18 protein-coding genes are annotated in these 20415 nt (G+C 67.4%); 12 read left to right on the plus strand and 6 right to left on the minus strand.

Features of this window, described 5'->3' with window-relative positions; all coding sequences use genetic code 11:
• Nucleotides 1-15: 15 nt before the first annotated feature.
• The 10 genes from ACWDTS_RS08965 (at nt 16) to ACWDTS_RS09010 (ending at nt 11961) form a co-directional block, all read left to right on the plus strand.
• Nucleotides 16-1302, plus strand: coding sequence for an LLM class flavin-dependent oxidoreductase (locus tag ACWDTS_RS08965; RefSeq protein WP_248675676.1), 1287 nt, complete (start codon nt 16-18; stop codon nt 1300-1302).
• Between the two features lie 357 nt (nt 1303-1659).
• Nucleotides 1660-2766: an ABC transporter substrate-binding protein gene (locus ACWDTS_RS08970; protein ID WP_197250770.1), complete on the plus strand. Its 1107-nt coding sequence runs from the start codon at nt 1660-1662 to the stop codon at nt 2764-2766.
• A gap of 55 nt (nt 2767-2821) precedes the next feature.
• Nucleotides 2822-3667: an ABC transporter ATP-binding protein gene (locus ACWDTS_RS08975; RefSeq protein WP_197250771.1), complete on the plus strand. Its 846-nt coding sequence runs from the start codon at nt 2822-2824 to the stop codon at nt 3665-3667.
• Nucleotides 3657-4508: an ABC transporter permease gene (locus ACWDTS_RS08980; protein ID WP_450118004.1), complete on the plus strand. Its 852-nt coding sequence runs from the start codon at nt 3657-3659 to the stop codon at nt 4506-4508. Before ACWDTS_RS08975 ends, ACWDTS_RS08980 begins: the two co-directional genes overlap by 11 nt.
• Nucleotides 4509-4593: 85 nt before the next feature.
• On the plus strand, nt 4594-5988 hold the full coding sequence (locus tag ACWDTS_RS08985; RefSeq protein WP_197250773.1) for a SidA/IucD/PvdA family monooxygenase: 1395 nt from the start codon (nt 4594-4596) through the stop codon (nt 5986-5988).
• On the plus strand, nt 5978-6706 hold the full coding sequence (locus ACWDTS_RS08990; protein ID WP_197250774.1) for a YcnI family copper-binding membrane protein: 729 nt from the start codon (nt 5978-5980) through the stop codon (nt 6704-6706). Before ACWDTS_RS08985 ends, ACWDTS_RS08990 begins: the two co-directional genes overlap by 11 nt.
• A gap of 7 nt (nt 6707-6713) precedes the next feature.
• A complete protein-coding gene (locus ACWDTS_RS08995; RefSeq protein ID WP_450118005.1) occupies nt 6714-8321 on the plus strand; it encodes a copper resistance CopC/CopD family protein in 1608 nt (535 codons plus the stop codon).
• A 9-nt stretch (nt 8322-8330) separates the two neighbouring features.
• Nucleotides 8331-9260 carry a MetQ/NlpA family ABC transporter substrate-binding protein gene (locus tag ACWDTS_RS09000; protein ID WP_197250776.1) on the plus strand — a complete coding sequence of 310 codons (930 nt, stop codon included), beginning with the start codon at nt 8331-8333 and terminating at the stop codon, nt 9258-9260.
• Nucleotides 9261-9316: 56 nt separating this feature from the next.
• Nucleotides 9317-10552: an acyl-CoA dehydrogenase family protein gene (locus ACWDTS_RS09005; protein WP_450118006.1), complete on the plus strand. Its 1236-nt coding sequence runs from the start codon at nt 9317-9319 to the stop codon at nt 10550-10552.
• 263 nt (nt 10553-10815) lie between these two features.
• Nucleotides 10816-11961, plus strand: a complete 1146-nt coding sequence (locus tag ACWDTS_RS09010) for an LLM class flavin-dependent oxidoreductase (RefSeq protein ID WP_450118007.1) — start codon at nt 10816-10818, stop codon at nt 11959-11961.
• 3 nt (nt 11962-11964) lie between these two features.
• Here ACWDTS_RS09010 and ACWDTS_RS09015 read toward each other — a convergent pair whose 3' ends face one another.
• The 6 genes from ACWDTS_RS09015 to ACWDTS_RS09040 form a co-directional block, all read right to left on the minus strand.
• Nucleotides 11965-12762 (minus strand): ABC transporter ATP-binding protein, encoded by a 798-nt coding sequence (locus ACWDTS_RS09015; RefSeq protein ID WP_450118008.1) that lies wholly within the window; start codon nt 12760-12762, stop codon nt 11965-11967.
• Complete coding sequence (locus ACWDTS_RS09020) at nt 12759-13811, minus strand: taurine ABC transporter substrate-binding protein (RefSeq protein WP_450110211.1); 1053 nt, start codon at nt 13809-13811, stop codon at nt 12759-12761. The genes ACWDTS_RS09015 and ACWDTS_RS09020 overlap by 4 nt, the downstream gene beginning before the upstream one ends.
• On the minus strand, nt 13808-14689 hold the full coding sequence (locus tag ACWDTS_RS09025; protein WP_450118009.1) for an ABC transporter permease: 882 nt from the start codon (nt 14687-14689) through the stop codon (nt 13808-13810). The genes ACWDTS_RS09020 and ACWDTS_RS09025 overlap by 4 nt, the downstream gene beginning before the upstream one ends.
• Nucleotides 14690-14867: 178 nt before the next feature.
• On the minus strand, nt 14868-16211 hold the full coding sequence (locus ACWDTS_RS09030) for an LLM class flavin-dependent oxidoreductase (protein ID WP_450110213.1): 1344 nt from the start codon (nt 16209-16211) through the stop codon (nt 14868-14870).
• A 216-nt stretch (nt 16212-16427) separates the two neighbouring features.
• Nucleotides 16428-17573 (minus strand): thiolase family protein, encoded by a 1146-nt coding sequence (locus ACWDTS_RS09035; protein ID WP_450118010.1) that lies wholly within the window; start codon nt 17571-17573, stop codon nt 16428-16430.
• 19 nt (nt 17574-17592) lie between these two features.
• Nucleotides 17593-18009, minus strand: coding sequence for a Zn-ribbon domain-containing OB-fold protein (locus tag ACWDTS_RS09040; protein WP_450118011.1), 417 nt, complete (start codon nt 18007-18009; stop codon nt 17593-17595).
• 187 nt (nt 18010-18196) lie between these two features.
• Between ACWDTS_RS09040 and ACWDTS_RS09045 the strand changes: the two genes are divergently transcribed.
• Nucleotides 18197-19357 (plus strand): acid phosphatase, encoded by a 1161-nt coding sequence (locus ACWDTS_RS09045; RefSeq protein ID WP_450118012.1) that lies wholly within the window; start codon nt 18197-18199, stop codon nt 19355-19357.
• Nucleotides 19358-19477: 120 nt separating this feature from the next.
• The gene (locus ACWDTS_RS09050; RefSeq protein ID WP_450118013.1) at nt 19478-20413 is read left to right on the plus strand and encodes a TauD/TfdA dioxygenase family protein; all 936 of its coding nucleotides are present in this window, start codon (nt 19478-19480) and stop codon (nt 20411-20413) included.
• Nucleotides 20414-20415 lie beyond the last annotated feature (2 nt).

A 20415-nucleotide genomic window follows, 5' to 3' on the forward strand; every position in this document is an offset into this window, starting at 1 on the left:
GAAAGGACATCCGAGATGACTCACTCGAACCGTCGGCTGGTCCTCAACGTCAACGTCCTCGACGTCGGTATTTCCCCGGGTGCCTGGACACTCGGCGTCGCACCGAACGCTTTTCTCGACGCATCCCACTTCGTGCGCATCGCGCAGGCAGCCGAACGGGGAACCCTGGACGGGTTCTTCCTGGCCGACAGCCCGGGATTCTGGGAGAACCCGAAGGTCAAACCCACCCGGGCCCTCGAACCGACCGCGGTCCTGGCAACGGTCGCCGCACACACGACGAACCTCGGATTGATCGGCACGGCATCGACGACCTTCAACGAGCCCTACGAGCTCGCGGAAAGATTCCTCTCGCTGGACGTCGCGAGTGGTGGGCGGGTCGCCTGGAACGTCGTGACGACCTATTCGCCGGTGGTGGGAGCGAACTTCGGGTTGCAGGCGCTCCCGGACCGCGAGGAGCGGTACGCCCGCGCCGCCGAATTCGTCGATGTCGTGACCGAGTTGTGGGAATCGGCTCTGACCGGTGTTCCCGTGAATCACCGCGGTCCCCGATTCGAGGTGTCCGGGCGTCTCGCGGTCGCGCCGTCGGCGCAGGGTTACCCGGCGCTGATCCAGGCGGGCGGATCGCCGGCAGGACGTGAACTCGCCGGACGTACGGCGCACGGGGTCTTCACCGCGGAACTCACCCTGGCCGCCGGGATCGAGCACTACCGCTACGTCAAGGACGCGGCCGCCCGGGCGGGCCGGGACCCGGACCAGGTCAAGATCCTCCCGGGTCTGATCACCGTGATCGGGTCCACCGAGCGAGAAGCGATCGAACGTCACGAATCCCTGCGCGCGCACGTGCCCGCCGATTTCGGAGCCGAGCGGCTGAGCGGCACCTTGGGCGTCGACGTCACGACCCTGGACTGGGACGAGCCGATTCCGGCGCACGTTCTCGCGGTTCCCGAGGACCTCGACGCTTACCAGGGGTCGCTCGGGTTCCGGGAATCGGTGGTCGGACTCGCGCAGGAGGGCAATCTCTCGATCCGGCAGCTGCTGCGGTCCCTGAACGGCAGCGGAGGTCATCGCGCGATCATCGGCACCCCCGAACAGGTCGCGGACACCATCGAGGAATGGTTCCTCGCAGGAGCCGCAGACGGATTCAATCTGATGCCGGACGCGTTGCCGACCGGGCTGGACGAGTTCGTCGACCACGTCGTGCCGATCCTGCGCCGACGAGGGTTGTTCCGGCACGAGTACTCCGAGAAGACGCTCAGGGGTCGGTTCGGGGCGACGTTGCCGGCATTGCACGCCGTCGGGTAGCCCCGCGGAAGCATCAGGGGGACGACAGGTCCGTGTAGGAGCAGACCGCAGGTCCGCGTGGAAAGGGACCAGAGGTCCGTGCCGTTCGGGAACACCGACGGCACGGACCTGTCGTCGTTTCGGACTCGTTTCGAAAGTCTCACGCGGGGAATCCGTCACGGAGATCCGAACTCTACGGGTATGGGACGAAGGGCTCTAGCATTGACGATATTCGGACGGTCCGCCCCGCATGTCGGGTCCTGCGGCCGCCGATTCGTATGTACATCGTCGACCCCGAGATCGGTTGCGAATCAGCAGTAGTCGATCCTCGGAGAGCCGGTGGCCATTCGGAACATCCTTCGGACAGAAAAGGTGATCATGCGCGAGACGCAGGCCGGCGTGTTCGGCAAATTGTGCCGCGGAGCAGCAACATTCGTCGTCACCGGGGTGGTGGCGGCCACCCTTGCCGCATGCGGCGGAGGTGAATCGGCCGTGGTTCAGGACGTGGACGGAAGCGTCTCGGATCCGAATAATCCGGTGTACTTCAAGTGGTCCGAGAACCCGAACAGCCCGTCGCTCGTCAAGATCGCCGACGAGCTGGGATTCTGGGACGAGGCGGGTATCCGGCCGGAGTATCTCGGTCACGTGGACGCCGGTCAGGTTCCGGCCCTGCTCGGAACCGGCGACGTCACCTTCGCCTACTTCATGTTCAACCGGGCGCTCTCGGCTGTCGCCGCCGGAGTGGATCTGAAAGTGATTGCGTCACTGACCTATACCACCGAGGACGAGCCGCACATGGAGTACTTCGTGCGCAAGGACTCGGACCTGAACCAGACGAACCTGAGGCAGCTCGAAGGCAAGACGGTCGGCTTGGCCTCCCTGAAGGGCTGCGCCGAATTCATCCTCAAGGACTACCTCGTCAAGAACGGTGTCGATGTCGACAAGGTCAAGTTCCTGACCCAGTCGGAGAGCCTGCTGCCGCAGTCCCTCGAGCAGGGGCAGATCGACCTCGCGGTGATCCATCCTCCGCTCAACGGTGTCCTCCGGACCAATGATGCGGTGCGGGTCGCCTTCTCGGACTACGACAACTCCGGCAGTGACGGTGGTCTGGCGCCGATCAGCGCGAGTGGAGAGTTCATCCGTCGATACCCAGCCCAGACAAGGGAATTCGTCGAGATCCTCGCCAAGACGGCGAACTGGGTGAATGCGAACCCGGACAAGCAGCAGGAGTTGGTGGCGCGGCTCACGGGACTGTCCGAGGATCAGGTCACCAAGTACTACTACACGAACAATCTGATCCTGGACAAGGAACAGACCGGCTTCTGGTGGGATCTGTCCGAGCGACTCGGGATCCTCACACCGGAGGAGGCCGCTCTCACCCCGGAAGACGTGGCCACCAACGAGTTCAATCCGTACGCACCGTCCGCCGCATTGATCGATTCGCAGTCGAGCAACACCGAAGTGCTGACCGATACCGAGTTCTGACCGGCCCGGTGCCGGTGACGAACGAAGGCAACCAAACGATGAGGAGGCAGCGGTCATGACCCGATCGGTCGTCGATCACCCTGCTGTTGTTCCCGATGCGGCCCGGCCGGTCAAGATTTCGGCCAGGAACCTGCACAAGGAGTTCAAGAATGTCGGCAAGGGCGCCGGCAACGGCGTCACCGAAGTCCTCGACGACTTCGACCTCGAGATACGGGAAGGCGAATTCCTTTCCCTGCTGGGCCCGAGTGGGTGCGGAAAATCGACGTTTCTCAACATCCTCGCCGGACTGGAGACCTTCGAGGGCGGCGAGTTGCTCCTCGACGGCGCTCCCGTCCGCGGCGTGAGCAAGAACATCGGTGTCGTCTTCCAGAATTACGCACTGTTTCCGTGGTTGTCCGTGCGGAAGAACGTCGAAGCAGGTCTGAAGATCCGCGGCGTCCCGGCCGCGCGCAAGCGCGAAATCTCGGAACGGATCCTCACGACCGTCGGGTTGGAGAGCTTTGCCGACCACCTCCCGCATCGGCTCTCCGGTGGCATGCGCCAGCGAGTGGCCATCGCGCGTTCTCTCGCATACGACCCGGACGTTCTGGTTCTGGACGAGCCGTTCGCTGCGCTGGACGCGCAGACCCGCGAGTTCCTGCAAGGAGAACTGTTGCGGATCTGGGAGTCCGGGGCTCGGAAGAAGACCATCCTGTTCGTGACGCACTCGATCGACGAGGCGATCTTCCTGTCCGATCGGATCGCGGTGATGTCCAAGCGTCCCGGCAAGGTGAACGCACTGATCGAGGTCGACCTGCCGCGACCTCGCAACGACGACTCCCGCGCCGCGCCGGAGTTCGGCCGGATCCGTGCCCAGGTCGCGCAGATCCTCAAGGAGGAGGCCCACATTGGTGACCGTTGAGACGCGTCCACGAACCGACGAACGCACCGAGGCGCAGCCGGAGAAGCCGTCCCGTTCGTGGAGCGAGTGGGCCGCCGATTACGACAAGTACGTGTACGGGACGGTCGGAGTCGCACTGTTCCTGTTCGTGTGGTGGTTCGCCAACACGACCGGACTGCTGGATCCGAAGTTCCTCACGCCGCCCCAGAACATCGGCACCGCATTGGTCGACGGGTTCTCCGCGGACGGCAAGCTCGGCCGGCAGGTGCTGCCGAGTCTGCGCCGCGGACTCGCCGGGTTCCTCATCGCGACGGTCCTCGGCATCTTCCTCGGGATTCTCGTGGGTTCGGTCCGGACACTCGACAAGTTGTTCGAGCCGATCCTGAACTTCTTCCGGAATCTCTCGATCCTCGCGCTGTTTCCGGTGTTCTTGCTCTTCTTCGGGATCGGTGAGGAATCCAAGATCGCGATCGTCGCTTGGGCGGCGTTCTGGCCGATCTTCATCAACACCACGAATGCGGTCAAGGGCGTCGAGAAGATTCTCGTCAGCGCCGCGCGGACCCTCGGCGCGGGACGGGTCTACATCTTCACCCGGATCGTGCTTCCCGCTGCGTTCCCCAACATTTTCCCGGGTCTGAGACTGGGCGCATCGCACGCCTTCACCGCGCTGGTGGCCGCCGAATATCTCGGTGCCACCGAAGGTCTGGGCATCTACATCAGATCCGCGCAGGAGGGCTACCAGATCCCTGCGATGTATTCGGGGATCGTGGTGCTGGGCATCATCGGCGTCACCTTGAACCTCGTGCTGGCCGGAATCGAGAAGCGCGTGACCGGATGGCAACTCGGAATCACGAGCCGCTGACCGTGGCCGCTCGTCGGCCGATGACGAATCGACAGACCAGAAGTACGCAAGAACCAGAAGTACGCAGCAGAAGGATGACAGCTCGATGACCGACCTCTCCGACAACCCCGACGACGCAGCGCAGCGATCGCTCCACCTGCTCGGCTACGGTAACGGCGACGCGAACTGGATCGCGCCGCTGGACGATACGGATCACGACGTCGTCGTCGTGGGCGGCGGTCAGAGCGGAGTGGCGATCGCCTACGCGCTGCGCCGCGCCGGCGTGGCCAGGACCTCCGTCGTCGACGCCGGCCGGGACGAGTCCGACCTCGCGTGGCAGTCGCGTGCACGGAATCTCACATTGCGCACTCCCAAGACGGTGTCGGGCCCCGAACTGGGCAACCCGGCCCTGACGTTCCAGGTCTGGTTCGACGCGACCCACGGGGAAGGCGCGTTCGACGGAATCGACCGCATCGCCACGTCGGACTGGGCGGACTACCTCGAATGGTTCCGCCGGCAGGTCGGCATCGAGGTACGGCGCGGCGTCCGGCTGACGGACATCGAGCCTGTCGACGACGGACGGCTGCGTCTGCACCTGGAGAACGACGAGCGCACCTGGACCGAGGACACCCGAAAACTGGTTCTGGCCACCGGGGTCTCGGGAACCGGGGGCCCGTACATTCCCGCCGCAGTGGCGGCCCTGTCGGACCGCGTGTTCGCACATACCGCGGACGAAATCGATTTCGACGCACTGCGCGACAGGTCCGTTGCGGTCCTGGGCGCCGCGGCGTCCGCATACGATGCAGCGGCGACCGCACTCGAGGCCGGAGCGGGCGATGTGCACGTGTACACGCGCCGACCGGAGCTGGTTGTCGCCCCGCTCGGCGGAACACGACCGAACCCGCTGGCGCAGGACGTATTCCACCTGCTCGGCGACGAGGAACGGTGGCGTCAGCGGTGGCGGACCGCCGCGCAGGGGGCCAATGTTCCTCCGGAGTCCGTCGAGCGGGCAGCGGTGTTCGAGAACTACTACCTCCACCTCGACGCAGAGTGGTTGTCGGCGTCCGAGGAGGACGGCCGCGTGATCGTCCACGCCGCGGACGGAACTCGCACCTTCGACTTCGTCATCGCCGGCACCGGCTATCAGCAGGATCCGGCCACCCGGCCGGAGCTGTCGACGATCGCGCCCTATGTCGCGCGATGGGCGGATGCCTATCCGGCACCCGAAGGACTGGAATCGGAGTTGCTCGCGTCGGCGCCGTACCTCGGCAGCGGATACGAGCTGACCGAACGCGAACCGGGTGCGGCGCCGTGGCTGCGCGACATCCACGTCTTCAGCATCGGTGCGGCTGTCAGCTTCGGCCGGCCGGTCGGCGACATCCCGAGCCTGCGCGTCGGCGTGCCGCGGCTGGTGGAGGCGATCACGCGCGATCTGGTGCTCGCCGATCTGCGACGAGCACGCTCGGCTGCCGTCGGGGGACCGGTCGACGATGTTCGGTAGACGCACGAGGCAGTTTGTCGGTCGCCTCACCGTTGTCGCGCTGCTCGGGGGTCTCGGCCTGTCCGGTGCCGCGGGCACGGCTGCGGCGCACGTCCGGGTCGACGACGGCGACCGGCCCACGCAGGGCGGATACGGCCTGGTGCGGCTCATCGTCCCGACCGAGTCGGACACGGCCTCGACGGTGCGGCTGACGATCACCGTTCCCGACGGCGTCGACCTCGTGTCGGCGCGGACACTGCCGATTCCGGGGTGGACCGCGACGATCCTGCGGGAGCCGACCGCGGACGGCGAACGGGTGACGCGCATCGATTGGGAGACGAGCGATCCGGCGTACGGGCTGAAGGGTTCGGAGTTCGGTGTCTTCACCCTCTCCGCGGGACCGTGGCCGGACGACGTCGAATCGGTGGCGCTGCACAGCGAACAGGGATACAGCGACGGATCCGTGGTCCGGTGGGACGAGGTCGCTCTCGACGCGGACAGCGAACCCGAACACCCGGCGCCCGTCGTCACGCTGGCCGCCGCAGGAGCGGGGCACGGGCACGACGGACACGGAGACCGTGTCGATGCTTCGACGGACCCGGCGAGCACCGCGTCGGCGGCAACCGAGCCACAGCTGTGGTTATGGCGTTCGATCGCCGGTGCCGCGCTGGTGATCGCGGCGGGATCGTCGATCGGAGTGCTTGTGCTGGTGCGCCGGAGTCATGTCCCGAAGCCGTGACCGATCGATGCATCGCGCTGCATGCCTCGGCTTCCTCGTATGGCTCGTGGTGTCGGCATCGACCGTATGGGCAGCGCCGGCCTCCGCGCACGCGAGTGTCGTGTCCAGCTCACCGGGCGACGGATCCCGTGTGGAGGTTTCGCCGGCCTTGCTGTCCTTCGAGCTGAACGAGGTGGTCGGCGTCGTCGAGGGCTCGCCGCAGCTGATCGACCACGACGGTGTGCGGCACCCCTTCTCGGCGGTGCGACTGGAGAACAGCGGGCGTCGGCTCGTGCTGGTACCCGCGGACGGGCTCACCGACGGTGCCTACCTTGCGACGGCGCGTGTGCTGTCCGCCGACACGCATGTGGTGTCGCTGTCGATCCGGTTCACGGTGGGGTCGGTCACCGGGCTGGGGAACGTGCCCGACGATCCCGGGGCGGATGCGGGCGCGGCACAGTTTCTCGGTATTCCGAGCAAGTGGGCGACGTATCTCGGGGTCGCGCTGTCGGCGGGCCTGTTCGTCGTCGCCCGCTGGGTGTGGCCGAACGTGCTCGGTGGCCGCCGGTTCCGATTCGTCTATCGGGTCGGTGCGACGCTTCTGGTTGCCGGCCTGGTGGGCAGGGTCGTTCTGCTGGCCGCGCAACAGTCGGGCGGACTGTCCGGCATCTCCGGATCGGCCGTCGCCGCAGTCGCGAGCAGCCGGCTGGGTATCGCGATCGCGGCCGCGGTGATGCTGAGTCTCGCGTGCGGGATTCGTCCGCCCGGCCGGGGCCGTGGGTCGGATGCGACCGGATACCTGCAGGCCGCGTCCGCGATCGTCGCGGTCACGCTCGGCGGTCACGGCGGTTCGACCGAGCGCTGGCCGGTGTCGTTCCTCGGAACAGGTGTGCACGTATACGCCGGGGCGATCTGGCTCGGAGGTGTCCTCCTGCTCGTGCTGGTGCAGGAGCAGGTGCCTCCGCTGCGGCGGTGGCACGGGTTCGCGGCCGGGCACGTGGCCCTGGTGGCGATCACCGGGATCCTGTTGGCGTTCATCCAGGTCGACCCGGTCGGAGCGCTGATCTCCACCGTCTACGGATCCACCCTGACCGTCAAGGTGTCGGTCGCTGTGCTCACGCTGATCGCCGGCTCTCTCGCGTACCGCAGGTTCAGCGTCGGTTCGGCCGGGGGAACCGAACCGCTGCCGGTCCGGCGGCGCCCGCGGATCCTCGTCGCCGAGGCAGCGCTCGCGATCGTGATTCTCGCCGCGACGTCCGTGCTGACATCTGTCGTGCCGGCCAAGGACAGTTACACCACGAACGTGCGCACTGCGCTGGACTTCGGCGCATCCGAGGTCCTCGACGTCGAGATCGACTCGGTCCGTCGTGGCGCACGGTCACTGACGGTTCGTTACCGACCCGAGGGCGCGACCGGCGGAGCGCCGATGCCGGATGTCGGCGTCGAACTCTCCTCGGCCGAGGCGAACATCGCACGCCTGCCGGTCGAGCTCCGCACGACGATGTCCGCTGACGGTGAACTCGTCTGGGACAGTGACGGTCTCATCGTTCCGGTCGCGGGGCAGTGGAAGGTCACCGTTCGGTTCGAGGGTGGTCGCGGGCCCAAGTTGGCGTCGTTCTACTACGAGGCGTTGTAGGAGGCGCACATGGGAAAATCGGATACCGGTCGCATTCGCGGAACGATTCTCGCGAGCATCACCGCGTTGCTGGTGCTGTCCGGGTGTTCGGACGAAGTGACCGTGACCTACGGCGACGGTACCGCGAGCGGGGACGCACTGACGATCCTGGTGGGCGACGAGGGTTACCGCGACGTCCTGGAGCACGTGTCCGCGCACGGGTTGGCGGACGGCGTCGAGATCGAACTCGTCGACGCCACCGACGACGCGAATCGGCAACTCGCCGAAGGACATGCGGACCTCGTGTATTTCCAGACGCAACCCGCGTTCCTGCAGGACCGGGCGACGAACTCGTTGGACACGTTGAGTGTCGTCTCCGAGGTCAATGTCGCGCCCTACGCGCTGTACTCGGCGAAATGGTCGGGTATCGAAGAGACCGACGACTGGGTGAACGCCGGACTCGTCGAGGACAGGGTCACCGGAACGAATCTGCCGCACGGGGCAACGGTCGCATTGGCCGATACCGTCACCGGATTCGCCCGCGGTCTCTACCTCCTGCAGGAGTCGAATCTGATCACACTGGATCGGGAGTTCGGCGGTCTCGCCGCGCGGGATCTCGCTGTCTCGGAGGCGAACATCCTCGAATCGCAACGTCATCTGTCGATCAGGCGGCTGGACCTGGCGAACTTCGCCGCGGATGCCTACCGCAACTACGACGCCGTTGTACTCGATCCCCGAACCGCGGCCTCGATCGGTCTGATTCCGGAACGGGACGCGCTGAAAGTGGAACCGGGACCGAACAATCCATACGCCCGCGTACTCGTCGCGCCGTCCCGGCTCGCCGGCGACCCGAGAGTATCGGCACTCGGCCGTGCGCTGGAAGGTGAGGAGGTGGCCGACTACCTCGAACAGAAGTACCGAGGAGCGTACGTCTCCGTACACGTTCCCCGGGACAAGTAGCCGAATCGATTTGTATACAAGAACATCCACCCGAACAACCTCAAGGAGAAACCGAAATGACGAGCACCCTCGATTCTGTGGAAACCCGCCCGGCACCGACCTTCGAACACCCCGTGACGGCCGGATCGCGCGAACTCGACGAACTTCTCGCCTACATCGACGCCGAGGTCGTCGACCGCGACGACGCCCACCGGCACCCGTTCGAGGAATTCGAGGTGATCCGGCAGTCACGGCTCGGCGCACTCCGGCTCCCGGCAGACCAGGGCGGCGGCGGGGCCACGCTCGTCGAACTCTTCCGGACGGTCATCGCTCTCGGCGAGGTGGATCCGAACGTGGCGCACAGCCTCCGCAACCACCTGAACTTCGTCGAGAGCACGCTGCGCCGGGCAGACGGGCCGGACGGGCGCTGGCTCGAAGAGGTCCGGGCCGGAAAGCTGTTCGGCCTGGCGTCGACGGAGCTGAGCCGCAAGCACGCCGGCCGGCGCAACCAGGATTTCGAAACCGCGGTGACCGAGACACCGGACGGGCTTCGGTTGAACGGCACCAAGTTCTACAGCACGGGTAACCTCTACGCGAACTATCTCGTCGTCGCAGCGCACGGACCCGAGGATGAACCGATCCGTGTGGTGGTTCCCGCCGACCGCGAGGGCGTCGTCCTGGAACGGGACTGGGACGGCATCGGACAGCAGTTCACCGGCAGCGGCACCACCCGGTTCGAGAACGTCGCCGTGGACCGGGAAGACTTCCTCGGCACCGGGACGTACTACGGAGATCTGCCGTACTCGGCCACGTTCCCGCAGCTGTACCTCACCGCTGTGATCGCCGGGATCCTGCGGCGGGTCACCCGCGACGCCGCCGACCTCGTCCGGACCAAGCAGCGCACGTTCTATCACGCCGCTGCGGACAGCCCCGTCGAGGATCCGATCCTGCAGCAGACCGTCGGTGTGCTCGCCAGCCAGGCGTTCGCCGCCGAGGCGCTGGTCGTCGCGGCCGCCGAAGCCCTGTCCGAGGCATACGCCGCACACGGCACCGACGAGGAACAGGAACTTTCGCTGCGAGCCGCGGTCCGTGCAGCGAAGGCCAAGGTCGTGGTGGACGAGATCGCCCTGCGGGCTGCCGGTGACCTGTTCGATGTCGGCGGTGGCACCGCAGCCCGGCGAAGCTCGCACCTCGACCGGCACTGGCGCAACATCCGTACCCTGGCAGCACACAACCCGCGCACCTACAAGGCAAAGGCCATCGGGGCCCACGAACTGACGGGTGAGCCGTTGCCGACGGGCGCGTTCTTCTGACCGGTCGCCGGGACGCACGGCAGCCGTGCGTCCCGGCCGGAACGCCCGTGTCGAATTCCGCACTCGTGCGGTAGCCTGTCGACGCCCGAATATGCACGAGTGCAGGAGTAGTGCCGTGACGCCCATCGGTGACCCGCAGCCCCGCGTGCTGCGTCCCGTGTGGCACAGCTGGCGTCTGTACGTGGATCTGTGCCGGGTCTCTGCGCTTCGCTGTCGTCGCTGACCCGCACCGGTCCACGTTCCCTCACTTCGAAGGTCTCGTCATGTCCTTGTCGTTCCACTGGTTCCTGCCCACTTCCGGCGACAGCCGCTCGATCGTCGGTGGCGGTCACGGCGCCGACCTGCGCGTTTCGGCCGCCGACCGGCCGGCCACCCTCGACTATCTCGGCCAGGTCGCGAGGTCGGCCGAGCAACTCGGATTCGAGGCTGCGCTGACCCCGACCGGCCTGCAGTGCGTCGATGCGTGGATCACCACGTCGATGCTGGTCCCGCTGACGCAGCGACTGAAGTTCCTCGTCGCTTTCCGTCCCGACGCACTCTCGCCCACACTGGCCGCGCAGATGGCCACTGCCTACCAGGATCATTCGAACGGACGTCTGCTGATCAACATCGTCACCGGTGGCGAGAGCAGCGAACAGCGCGCGTACGGGGATTTCCTGAGCAAGGACGAGCGCTACCGGCGCACCGACGAATTCCTCACCGTCCTGCGCGGACTGTGGCGCGGCGACCTGGTGTCGCTCGACGGTGAGCACATCCACGTCGAAGGTGCGCGCCTGGACCGGACGCCCGATCCGGCGCCCACGGTGTACTTCGGCGGGTCGTCGCCCGCGGCGCTCCCGGTGGCGGGCCGGCACGCGGACGTGTACCTCACGTGGGGCGAGCCGCCGGGCGCGGTCGCGCGGAAGATCGAGAGGGTGAAGTCCGAGGCTGCCGTGTTCGGCCGGTCCCTGCGATTCGGAGTCCGGCTGCACGTGATCAGCCGCGACACGTCGGAAGAGGCGTGGGCGCAGGCACAGCGGCTGCTCGACGACATGGACCCGGACGAGATCGCGCTCGCCCAAGCCGGTTTGGCGGCGAGCGAGTCCGAGGGCCAGCGTCTGATGCGGGAACTGCACGGCAGCGCGACCCGCCACGACGGGAATGCCCGCACCCTCGAGATCCACCCGGGTCTGTGGAGTGGGGTCGGACTCGTGCGCGGCGGCGCGGGAACCTCGCTCGTCGGTAGTCACGAGGAGGTCGCCGCGCTGATCGAGGAGTATCACGCCGCCGGCATCGACGAATTCGTGCTCTCGGGTGTCCCGCACCTCGAGGAGGCGTACTGGTTCGGTGAGGGTGTCCTGCCGTTGCTGGCGCGCCGTGGACTGTGGAAGCATCCTGCTGCGGCGCAGGGACTTTCACTGGTGCACTGACGGTCAGGCGTGGGCGCGGTAGATCTCGCTCGCGATCCGCTCCTTGTAGGCGGCGAACTCGGGGGTCGTGCGCACCGACGGTGATCGCGGTGCGTCGTCCTCGTCGCCGGGCAACGAGATCCTGACGTCCTCGACGATGCGGCCGGGTCGCGCGCTCATCACGAGTACCCGGGTGCCGAGGAAGACGGCCTCGCCGACACTGTGGGTGACGAACAGGACCGTGCGGTGCTCGGCGTTCCGGATCGCGAGCAGTTCGGTCTGGAGCTTCTCGCGGGTCAGGGCATCGAGCGCACCGAAGGGCTCGTCCATCAGGATGATTCGCGGTTCGTTCACCAGCACCCGCGCGATCTGCGCGCGCTGCTGCATGCCGCCGGACAGTTCGTACGTGCGCCGATCCCCGAACTCGGACAGGCCCACGGTCGCGAGGATCCGGTCGGCTCGCGCGCGGCGCTCGGCCCGGGGGACACCGCGCAGCTTCGGTCCGAGTTCGACGTTGGCGCGCACCGACTTCCACGGGAACAGGTTGGGTTTCTGGAAGACCACCCCGCGTTCGGAACCGGGGCCCGTCACCGGGACACCGCCGATGTCGACGGTGCCGGTGGTGGGGGATTCGAATCCCGCGAGCATCTGCAGCAGGGTGGTCTTGCCGCATCCGGACGGGCCGACCAGGCACACGAACTCGCCCGCCTCGACGGTCAGATCGACGGTGCTCACCGCGGGCACCGCCGACGGACCGGTGCCGTACGACTTCGAGACCCCGGTGAAGGTGACCCGGTCGGTTCCCGTCCGGACGCCGGTCACGGCTGTGCGACCTTGCGTGCCGCGTCGACGTAGATGCCGTTCCGGTACACCTCGGGGTCGCTGACCGCGGTGATCTGGCCCTGTTCGAGCAGGAACTGTGCGGTGGAGAGCAGATTGTCGGCGAATGCGGCGCCGAGGTATTCGTCCGACGCCTGATCCGACGCCCGCAGGTAGGTCAGCCCGTCGAGCTGCGGGCGCACCTCCTCCGGTGAGATGCCCAGCTGGACCGCGAGCGCGACCGATGCCTCGTCGGGGTCGGTGAGGAGTTGTTCGACGGCCCAGTCCTGGGCCCGCGTCCACACCGCGACGAACTCCGGGTTGGCGTCGACGAATGCGCGGGTCGCGCCGGCGAGGTCGAAGGTCGGCACGCCGGCGGCGGCGGTGTCGGCGCTGGTGAGCAGCACGTGGCCGTCGGTGAGTTCGGACAGGGTCGGCTCCCAGATCCAGGTGCCGTCGATCTCGCCGCTCTGCCACGCCGCGACCGTCGCGTCGGGTGCCAGGTTGACGAGGGTGACCTGGTCGGTGATGCCGGCGCGGTCCAGTGCGGCGAGCAGGCTGTAGTGCGCGGTCGAGGCGAACGGCGTCGCGATCGTCTTGCCCGCGAGCTGTTCGACCGACGTGATCGCCGGATCGCGCACCACGAGGGACTCGGCTGCGCCGATGACGTCGTGGATCCAGACGACCTGTACGTCGATGTTCAGCGGCGCCGACAGCGCCTTCGTCGCGGGGCTGGAACCGAGCAGGCCGAGGTCGGCGCTGCCGGAACCGAAGGCCTGCACCACGTCGCCACCCGACGCGAACCGGCTCCACGTGATCTCGGCGTTGGGCAGGCACGCCTCGAGGATGCCCGAATCCTTCACGAGGAGATCACCGTTCGGGATGTCCTGGTAGGCGATCCGGGCGGTGGTGGTGATCGATTCGTCGACCTCGAACGGGCAGGCGCTCGCTGCGGCGGAACCGTCGGGGGAACTGCTGCGGTCGGAGGACACGCAGCCGGCGACGAGCGTGGCCGTTGCCAGCGCGGTGACGGCAACGAGTGTGCGCTTCATGATTTTCCCTTCCAGGGCACGGCGAGGACGCCGATCCATTTGATGACTGCGTCCAGCACGAGGGCGGTGATCCCGATGACAACGATGCACGCGATCGTCAGCGGTGTATCGAGTTGTGTGCCGGACAGATACGCCAATCCGCCGATGCCGGGGATGCCGTTGTTGAGTTCGGCCGCGACGACCGTCGTCCACGCGAAACCCACGGCGATGCGGATGCCGGTGAGCACTTCGGGTGCGGTGGAGGGCAGGACGACTTCGGTGAGCACCTGGCGGCGGTTGGCGCCGAGTGAGCGCACGGCGTCGATGTGGTCGCGGGGCACCGAATGCACGCCGTTGATCGTGGCGATGGTGATCGCTGGGAACGCGGCGAGGAACAGCAGCCAGATCTTCGAGGTGTCGCCGATGCCGAACCACACGATGAGCAGGCCGATGTAGCCGAGCGGGGGGAGGGCCCGCAGGAAGTTCAGATACGGCTCGACGAGGGTGTTGAGCGGTCGCCACATGCCCATCGCGAAGCCGAGGAGCGGGCCGACGACGATGGCGGCACCGACACCGGCGGCGATCCGCTGGCAACTGGCCAGCAGGTGTTCCCACAGGAAATAGCCCTGGGCGCCCTGCACGAGCCGGTCGACACCCGGTGCGACCGGATGCCAGGTGTTGGCCAGCACGAACGCGTCCCACACCGCGCCCGGCGACGGCAGGAACAGCGGTTCGATCAGGCCGGCAGCGGTCACCGCCCACCAGAGCAGCAGGAACGCGCCCAGTGCGACGAGACGGCCTGCGACGCGGCGGAGGAACGGGTTGCCCGGTCGCGGGGTCGCCGGCGTGGCGGTGACCGCGATGGTCGGGTCGTCGCGGGTGTCGACGGGGGCGTTCACGGTTCCGGCACCTCCTGGCCGGAATTACCGGGCCCAAAACAGCTTTCGATTCTCAGAGTGGTGATCATGGGCCGAGGTGACGCCCGCGTACAGGGTTCGGATCGTCGTGATCGAAACCCTTGCCTCGTGCGTGGTTTCGGTAGCGGCAACTACCGAAACCACGCACGGGGCGCGGGGGCTAGGAGACGGGGACGGGGGATGAGCGTCGGGCGGCCGGGCGGGGCAGGGCGTAGTGGTCGCGCAGCGTCGTGCCCTCGTATTCGGTGCGGAACACACCGCGGCTCTGCAGGATCGGCACGACGTGGTCGACGAACGCGTCGAAGCTGCCGGGCAGATAGGGCGGCATGATGTTGAAACCGTCGGCGGCACCGGCCTCGAACCAGGTGACGATCCGATCCGCGACCTGCTCCGGGGTGCCCACGATCGTGCCGTGCCCGCGGGCGCCGGCGAGGCGATGCAGCAATCCGCGCAGGGTCAGGCCGGGTTCGCGTTCGACCATGTCGAAGATGACCCGCGAACGGCTCTGCGCGCCCTGCACGTCCTCGGGGTGGGGCAGCGCGTGCAGCGGAACCGGACCGTCCAGGGGGAACCCGGACAGGTCGACGTCGTCGAATCGGGACGACAGGTGCGCCAACCCGACCTCGGGTATCGACAGATCCGTCAGGTCCTGCTCGATGCGCCGTGCCTCCGCCTCGGTGGAACCGATGATGGGAGACAGGCCGGGAAGGATCTTGACGGTGTCGGGGTCGCGGCCGAACGCCGCCGCCTGGGCCTTCACGTCACGGTAGAAGTCCTGCGCGTCGCCGAGGTCGACCTGCGCGGTGAAGATCGCCTCGGCGAAGCGCGCGGCGAACGCGCGGCCCTCCACGGACGAGCCTGCCTGGACGAGTACCGGGTGCCCCTGCGGTGAGCGCGCCGCATTGAGGGGCCCGCGAACCCGGAAGTGTGGTCCGGCGTGGTCGATCCGGTGCACCCTGTCCGCGTCGGCGTAGATGCCGCGCTCGCGATCGACGACGACGGCGTCGTCCTCCCAGCTGTCCCACAGGGCAGTGGCAACCTCGAGGTATTCGGTAGCGCGTTCGTAGCGGTCGGTGTGGCCGAGCCGGCCGTCGAACCCGAAGTTGTGCGCGGCCGCGGAGGACCACGAGGTGACGATGTTCCATCCCGCACGTCCGCCGCTGATGTGGTCCAGCGACGAGAACTGGCGGGCCAGGTTGTAGGGCTCCGTGTACGTGGTGGACGCGGTTCCGATGAGACCGATGTGCTCGGTGACCAACGCCAACGCGGACAGCAAGGTCAGCGGCTCGAAACTGCTCTGCGCGACGCGGTCGGCGTGCCGTCCGACCGCCGGGACGTCCGCCAGGAAGATCGAATCGAACCGTCCGCGCTCGGCCGTCTGTGCGATCTCGCGGTAGTAGTGCACGTCGTCGACGCGTTCGGGGGTGGTACCCGGCAGTCGCCACGACGCTTCGTGGTGGCCGGTCGCGGGAACGAACACGTTGAGATGCAATCGAGAAGCCATAGCGAACACCCTCCGAAATACTGTCGGCACAAATCACCGGCAGTTCAGCAGGGTTCGGACGCCGACCCAATACTTCTGCTCGACGTGATTCCAGGGAGGGGTAGTTCAGCATCGGCGAGTCGAGGATTGCGTCCTCGTCCCTGAACGAATGTTGGTGCCCGTGCGTGGTTTTGGTAGCGGCAACTACCAAAACCACGCACGGGCACGGGGGACGGGTCAGGTGGTGAGGATGGTGGCCGCGGCGGTGCCGGGGGCTCCGTAGAGCTGTGCGAAGCCGACGCGGGGAGTACCTGAGATCTGCCGGTCACCCGCCTCGCCACGCAGTTGCCGTACCAACTCGTGGACCTGCCGAAGCCCGGACGCGCCGATCGGTTCGCCGTTGGCGATGAGGCCACCGTCGGTGTTGACGGGAAGCCGGCCACCGATCTCCGTGTGGCCCTCGGCGATCAGTTTCTCCTGGTCGCCGTCGGCGCAGAACCCGGCCTCGGCCAGGTGGATGACCTCGGCGCCGGCGTCGGTGTCCTGCAGTTGCACGACGTCGACCTCCTCGGGTGCGATCCCGGCCGCCTCGAACGCGGCCCGCGACGCGTAGACGGTGGGTGAGGTGTCCTCGTCGACGGGCGCGAACGTCGTGTTCACCTCGTAGGCCCCGTATCGCCGCGTGCGGATCTCGACCGCCCGCACGTAGACGGGGGTGCGGGTGAAGCGGTGCGCCATATCCGCCCGGCACATGACGACGGCGGCGGCGCCTTCGTCGGGCGCGCAGAACATGTAGTGCGTGAGCGGGTAGTTCAGCATCGGGGAGTCGAGGATCGTGTCCTCGTCGATGGGTTTGCGGCGGAACGCATTCGGATTCAAGGCCCCGTTGCGGTAGTTCTTCGCCGCGACCTTCGCGAGAGTGCGCTGCGAGATCCCGTGGTCGTGCAGGTATTTGTTGGCCTTCATCCCGAAGAACTGGGTGGTGAGGTACTGGCCGTTCTCCCCGTACCACCGGGGCATCCCCACGAGCGTGGGGTCCACGGTGAACGCCCCACGCGGATGCTTGTCCATCCCGATCGCGATACCGATGTCGAAGCGACCGACCCGGATCGAATCGGCACACACCTGGGTGGCGCTCGCCGCGGTCGCGCACGCGTTGAACACGTTCGTGAACGGCAACCCGGTCAGACCCAGCGTCCCGACGATCGCGTCGGGGTTCGCGATCTCCCAGCTACCCCCGACGGCGAACTGCATGTCCTTCCACTGCAATCCCGCATCGTCGAGCGCGGCCTGCACAGCGTCCGCGCCCATGTCCATCGCGCTCTTGCCGTCGAACCGGCCGAACGGGTGCAGTCCCACCCCGATGATGGCGACATCGTTCACTTCGACTCTCCTCAGTCGCTCAGACCGCGCGGAACGCGAACGTGACGGTTTCGGTGCCGTCGTCGTCGACGGCGATGGGCACCATGGTCAACTCCACCTCCATGCCGAAATGAAGCTTGTCCGGATCGTTCTCGCTGAGCCGCCCTTCGACGCGCACGACGTCGTCGAGCTGGACCAGTCCGACGCCGAACGGGGTGAACGTCGCGGCCGTCTCGCGCCCGGCGTAGGGAGGTCCGGGAAGAAAGCCCTGCGTCGTCCACGACACGAGGGTTCCGCGCCGCGGCAACACGGTCTCGGCGACGTTGCCGGAACTGCACCGCGGGCACCGCCGGTGCGCCGGAAATGCGACCGCCTCGCAGTCCCGGCAACGGCTGCCGACGAGCTGCGGGTCGGGGTCGGGCCAGGTGGAGATCTCGGGTGCCAGGGCTCGGGGCATCGGGTTTCTCCTTTGTCTCGGCGGCACATCGAACCGAACGTCGAGGAATATACGGTAAGGCATACAGTAAAACCATTGCCGGTCGTGTGGGTGCTGCTCCTCGGCGATCCGCACGGGATCCACGGTTGCCTGCCGGACCTGGTTCGGGATTGACTTCACGGACGCCCGTACAGATGCAGGAGGGTCCATGGAGTTGCGCAGGTTGGCCGGTGCGATGGCAGTGGCCCTCGCGACGACACTGACAGCGTCCGTGTCGTTCGCCGACGCACAGCCCCTCGTGCCCGCAGCCCCGGTCGCCGAGGCGTTCACCCTGCCGGAACTGATCGGGCCCTACCCGTCGGACGCTCCCGCGCGCGGCTCGTACATCGGCGTCCTCGACGGCTTCACCGAGATCCGGGACACGCGCCCCGACCTGCTGCAGCGCAATCTCGACCGCGGCGTGGAGATCAACAACGCCGCGACCCCGGTCGAACAGCAGCGCGCCCTGTTCGACGACAACCACGACCGCCTGCTCTCGCTGTCCGACGGCCTCGGCGCCGGCCTCGGCGGCATCTTCCGCGCGGCGCTCGCCCAGCATCGGCTGCCGAAAGTCGCGGCCCTGCTCGCCGGGGACCTCGCCCGCGCCGGTGGCATCGCGAACTCGACACTCGTCGAGAAGAACCACTGGAGCAATCCGCGGCCCTTCGAGGTGGTGCCCGAACGCATCGTCGCCTATCGGGGCGACGGCATCAGCGGAGGTGCCGACCCGTTCGCCGATGTGTACGGCACCGACTCGTACCCCTCCGGGCACGCGTCGCAGGCGTACTGGAAAGGCATCCTGCTCGCCGACATGCTGCCCGAACTGGCACCGCAGATCCTCACGCGCGCGTCCGAGATCGGCAACGGGCGCATCGTGCTCGGCGTGCACTACCCGCTCGACGTCATGGCTGGCCGCATCATGGGCCAGGCGGCCGCGGCGGACCGGCTCAACGATCCGGCGTTCGCGCGGCTCGTCGACGAAGCGGGTGCGGAACTGCGCGCCGTGCTCGAGACCGCCGCCGGGATGCCGCTGCGTGACTACATCGCCTCCGACAGCCCGTACCGGTCCGCGGAGACGGCCCGCGCCGAATTCCGCGAACGGCTCACCTACGGGTTCGAGCGGATCCATCCGGACGCCACGAACGGCATTCCCGCCGAGGCCGCGGTGCTGCTGCGTGCGGCCGCACCGGACCTGACCGACGAGCAGCGTCTGGATGTGCTGCGGCAGACGGCGATTCCCGCCGGATACCCGCTGGACCGGACCGGTCCCGACGGCGGCTGGCTGCGCCTCGACCTCGTCGCAGCTCACGAGGCGGTCGCCGGGAACTGATCCCATCGTTCCGATCACAGGGATTTCAACGCTTCAGCGGAATCGCGTCGCGGCTCTAGCGTCGTGGGCACAACGGGGGAGAGATTCACAGCCCGCCCACGGTGCCCGAGGAGGCGTGAAATGACCACGATCGAAAAGCGACTCACTGTCGAACCACTGTCCGGCTGGACCGGCGCCTTGATCCACGGCGCGGATCTGTCGCAGCCGTTGTCCGACGGTGAGATCGCAACGATCCGGGAGGCGCTGCTGCGCTGGAAGGTGGTGTTCTTCCGCGACCAGGATCTCGACCACGCTTCGCAGATCGCGTTCGGCAAGCAGTTCGGCGACGTCACCCCCGGTCATCCCTACGAAGGCACCACCGCGCCGGAGGGATTCCCCGAGATCCACACCGTCTCACCGAAGGCCTACGACCACCGGTACGGCGCCGACTACACCAAGCGCCGCGGGGCGGCCGGCCCCGACTGGCACGCCGAGGTCACCCCGCTGATCAACCCGCCGTCGCATTCGATCCTGCGCGCCGAGACGATCCCGCCATTCGGCGGCGACACCCAGTTCAGCAACGTCGCGGCCGCCTATCAGGGCCTGAGCGAACCGGTCCGGGCGTTCATCGACGAGCTGCGCGCCGAGCACCGATTCGGCGCCGCGTTCGACGCCGAGCGCAGTTCGGAGAAGATCGGGGACCTGGTCCGCACCAACCCGCTCGCCACGATTCATCCCGTGGTGCGGGTGCATCCCGAGAGCGGGGAGCGCGTCGTCTACGTCAATCCGTCGTTCACGCGGGAGATCGTGAACCTCGCGCCGCGCGAGTCGCGGCACGTGCTGGACCTGCTGTTCGCCGAAGTCGCACGCCCGGAATACACGGTCCGGTTCAAGTGGGAACCCGGCAGCGTCGCGTTCTGGGACAACCGGGCCGCGCTGCACCTGGCGCCGCAGGACGCCCACCATCTCGACCACGACCGGGTTCTGCACCGCATCACCCTCGTCGGCGACGTGCCGGTCGGGCCGAACGGAGTGAAGTCCGAATCGATCTCGGGTGAATGGTTCGGGGCGGCCTGAGC

Source organism: Rhodococcus sp. NPDC003383, from assembly GCF_053589115.1.

What these genes read in the sequence shown, in the direction of transcription:
- ACWDTS_RS09030 (WP_450110213.1), bottom strand. Translation starts at nt 16,211, where the DNA reads ATGGCTTCTCGATTGCATCTCAACGTGTTCGTTCCCGCGACCGGCCAC.
- ACWDTS_RS09005 (WP_450118006.1), top strand. Translation starts at nt 9,317, where the DNA reads ATGACGAGCACCCTCGATTCTGTGGAAACCCGCCCGGCACCGACCTTC.
- ACWDTS_RS08990 (WP_197250774.1), top strand. Translation starts at nt 5,978, where the DNA reads ATGTTCGGTAGACGCACGAGGCAGTTTGTCGGTCGCCTCACCGTTGTC.
- ACWDTS_RS08965 (WP_248675676.1), top strand. Translation starts at nt 16, where the DNA reads ATGACTCACTCGAACCGTCGGCTGGTCCTCAACGTCAACGTCCTCGAC.
- ACWDTS_RS09045 (WP_450118012.1), top strand. Translation starts at nt 18,197, where the DNA reads ATGGAGTTGCGCAGGTTGGCCGGTGCGATGGCAGTGGCCCTCGCGACG.
- ACWDTS_RS09050 (WP_450118013.1), top strand. Translation starts at nt 19,478, where the DNA reads ATGACCACGATCGAAAAGCGACTCACTGTCGAACCACTGTCCGGCTGG.
- ACWDTS_RS08995 (WP_450118005.1), top strand. Translation starts at nt 6,714, where the DNA reads ATGCATCGCGCTGCATGCCTCGGCTTCCTCGTATGGCTCGTGGTGTCG.
- ACWDTS_RS09040 (WP_450118011.1), bottom strand. Translation starts at nt 18,009, where the DNA reads ATGCCCCGAGCCCTGGCACCCGAGATCTCCACCTGGCCCGACCCCGAC.
- ACWDTS_RS09000 (WP_197250776.1), top strand. Translation starts at nt 8,331, where the DNA reads ATGGGAAAATCGGATACCGGTCGCATTCGCGGAACGATTCTCGCGAGC.
- ACWDTS_RS09010 (WP_450118007.1), top strand. Translation starts at nt 10,816, where the DNA reads ATGTCCTTGTCGTTCCACTGGTTCCTGCCCACTTCCGGCGACAGCCGC.
- ACWDTS_RS08985 (WP_197250773.1), top strand. Translation starts at nt 4,594, where the DNA reads ATGACCGACCTCTCCGACAACCCCGACGACGCAGCGCAGCGATCGCTC.
- ACWDTS_RS09020 (WP_450110211.1), bottom strand. Translation starts at nt 13,811, where the DNA reads ATGAAGCGCACACTCGTTGCCGTCACCGCGCTGGCAACGGCCACGCTC.
- ACWDTS_RS08975 (WP_197250771.1), top strand. Translation starts at nt 2,822, where the DNA reads ATGACCCGATCGGTCGTCGATCACCCTGCTGTTGTTCCCGATGCGGCC.
- ACWDTS_RS08970 (WP_197250770.1), top strand. Translation starts at nt 1,660, where the DNA reads ATGCGCGAGACGCAGGCCGGCGTGTTCGGCAAATTGTGCCGCGGAGCA.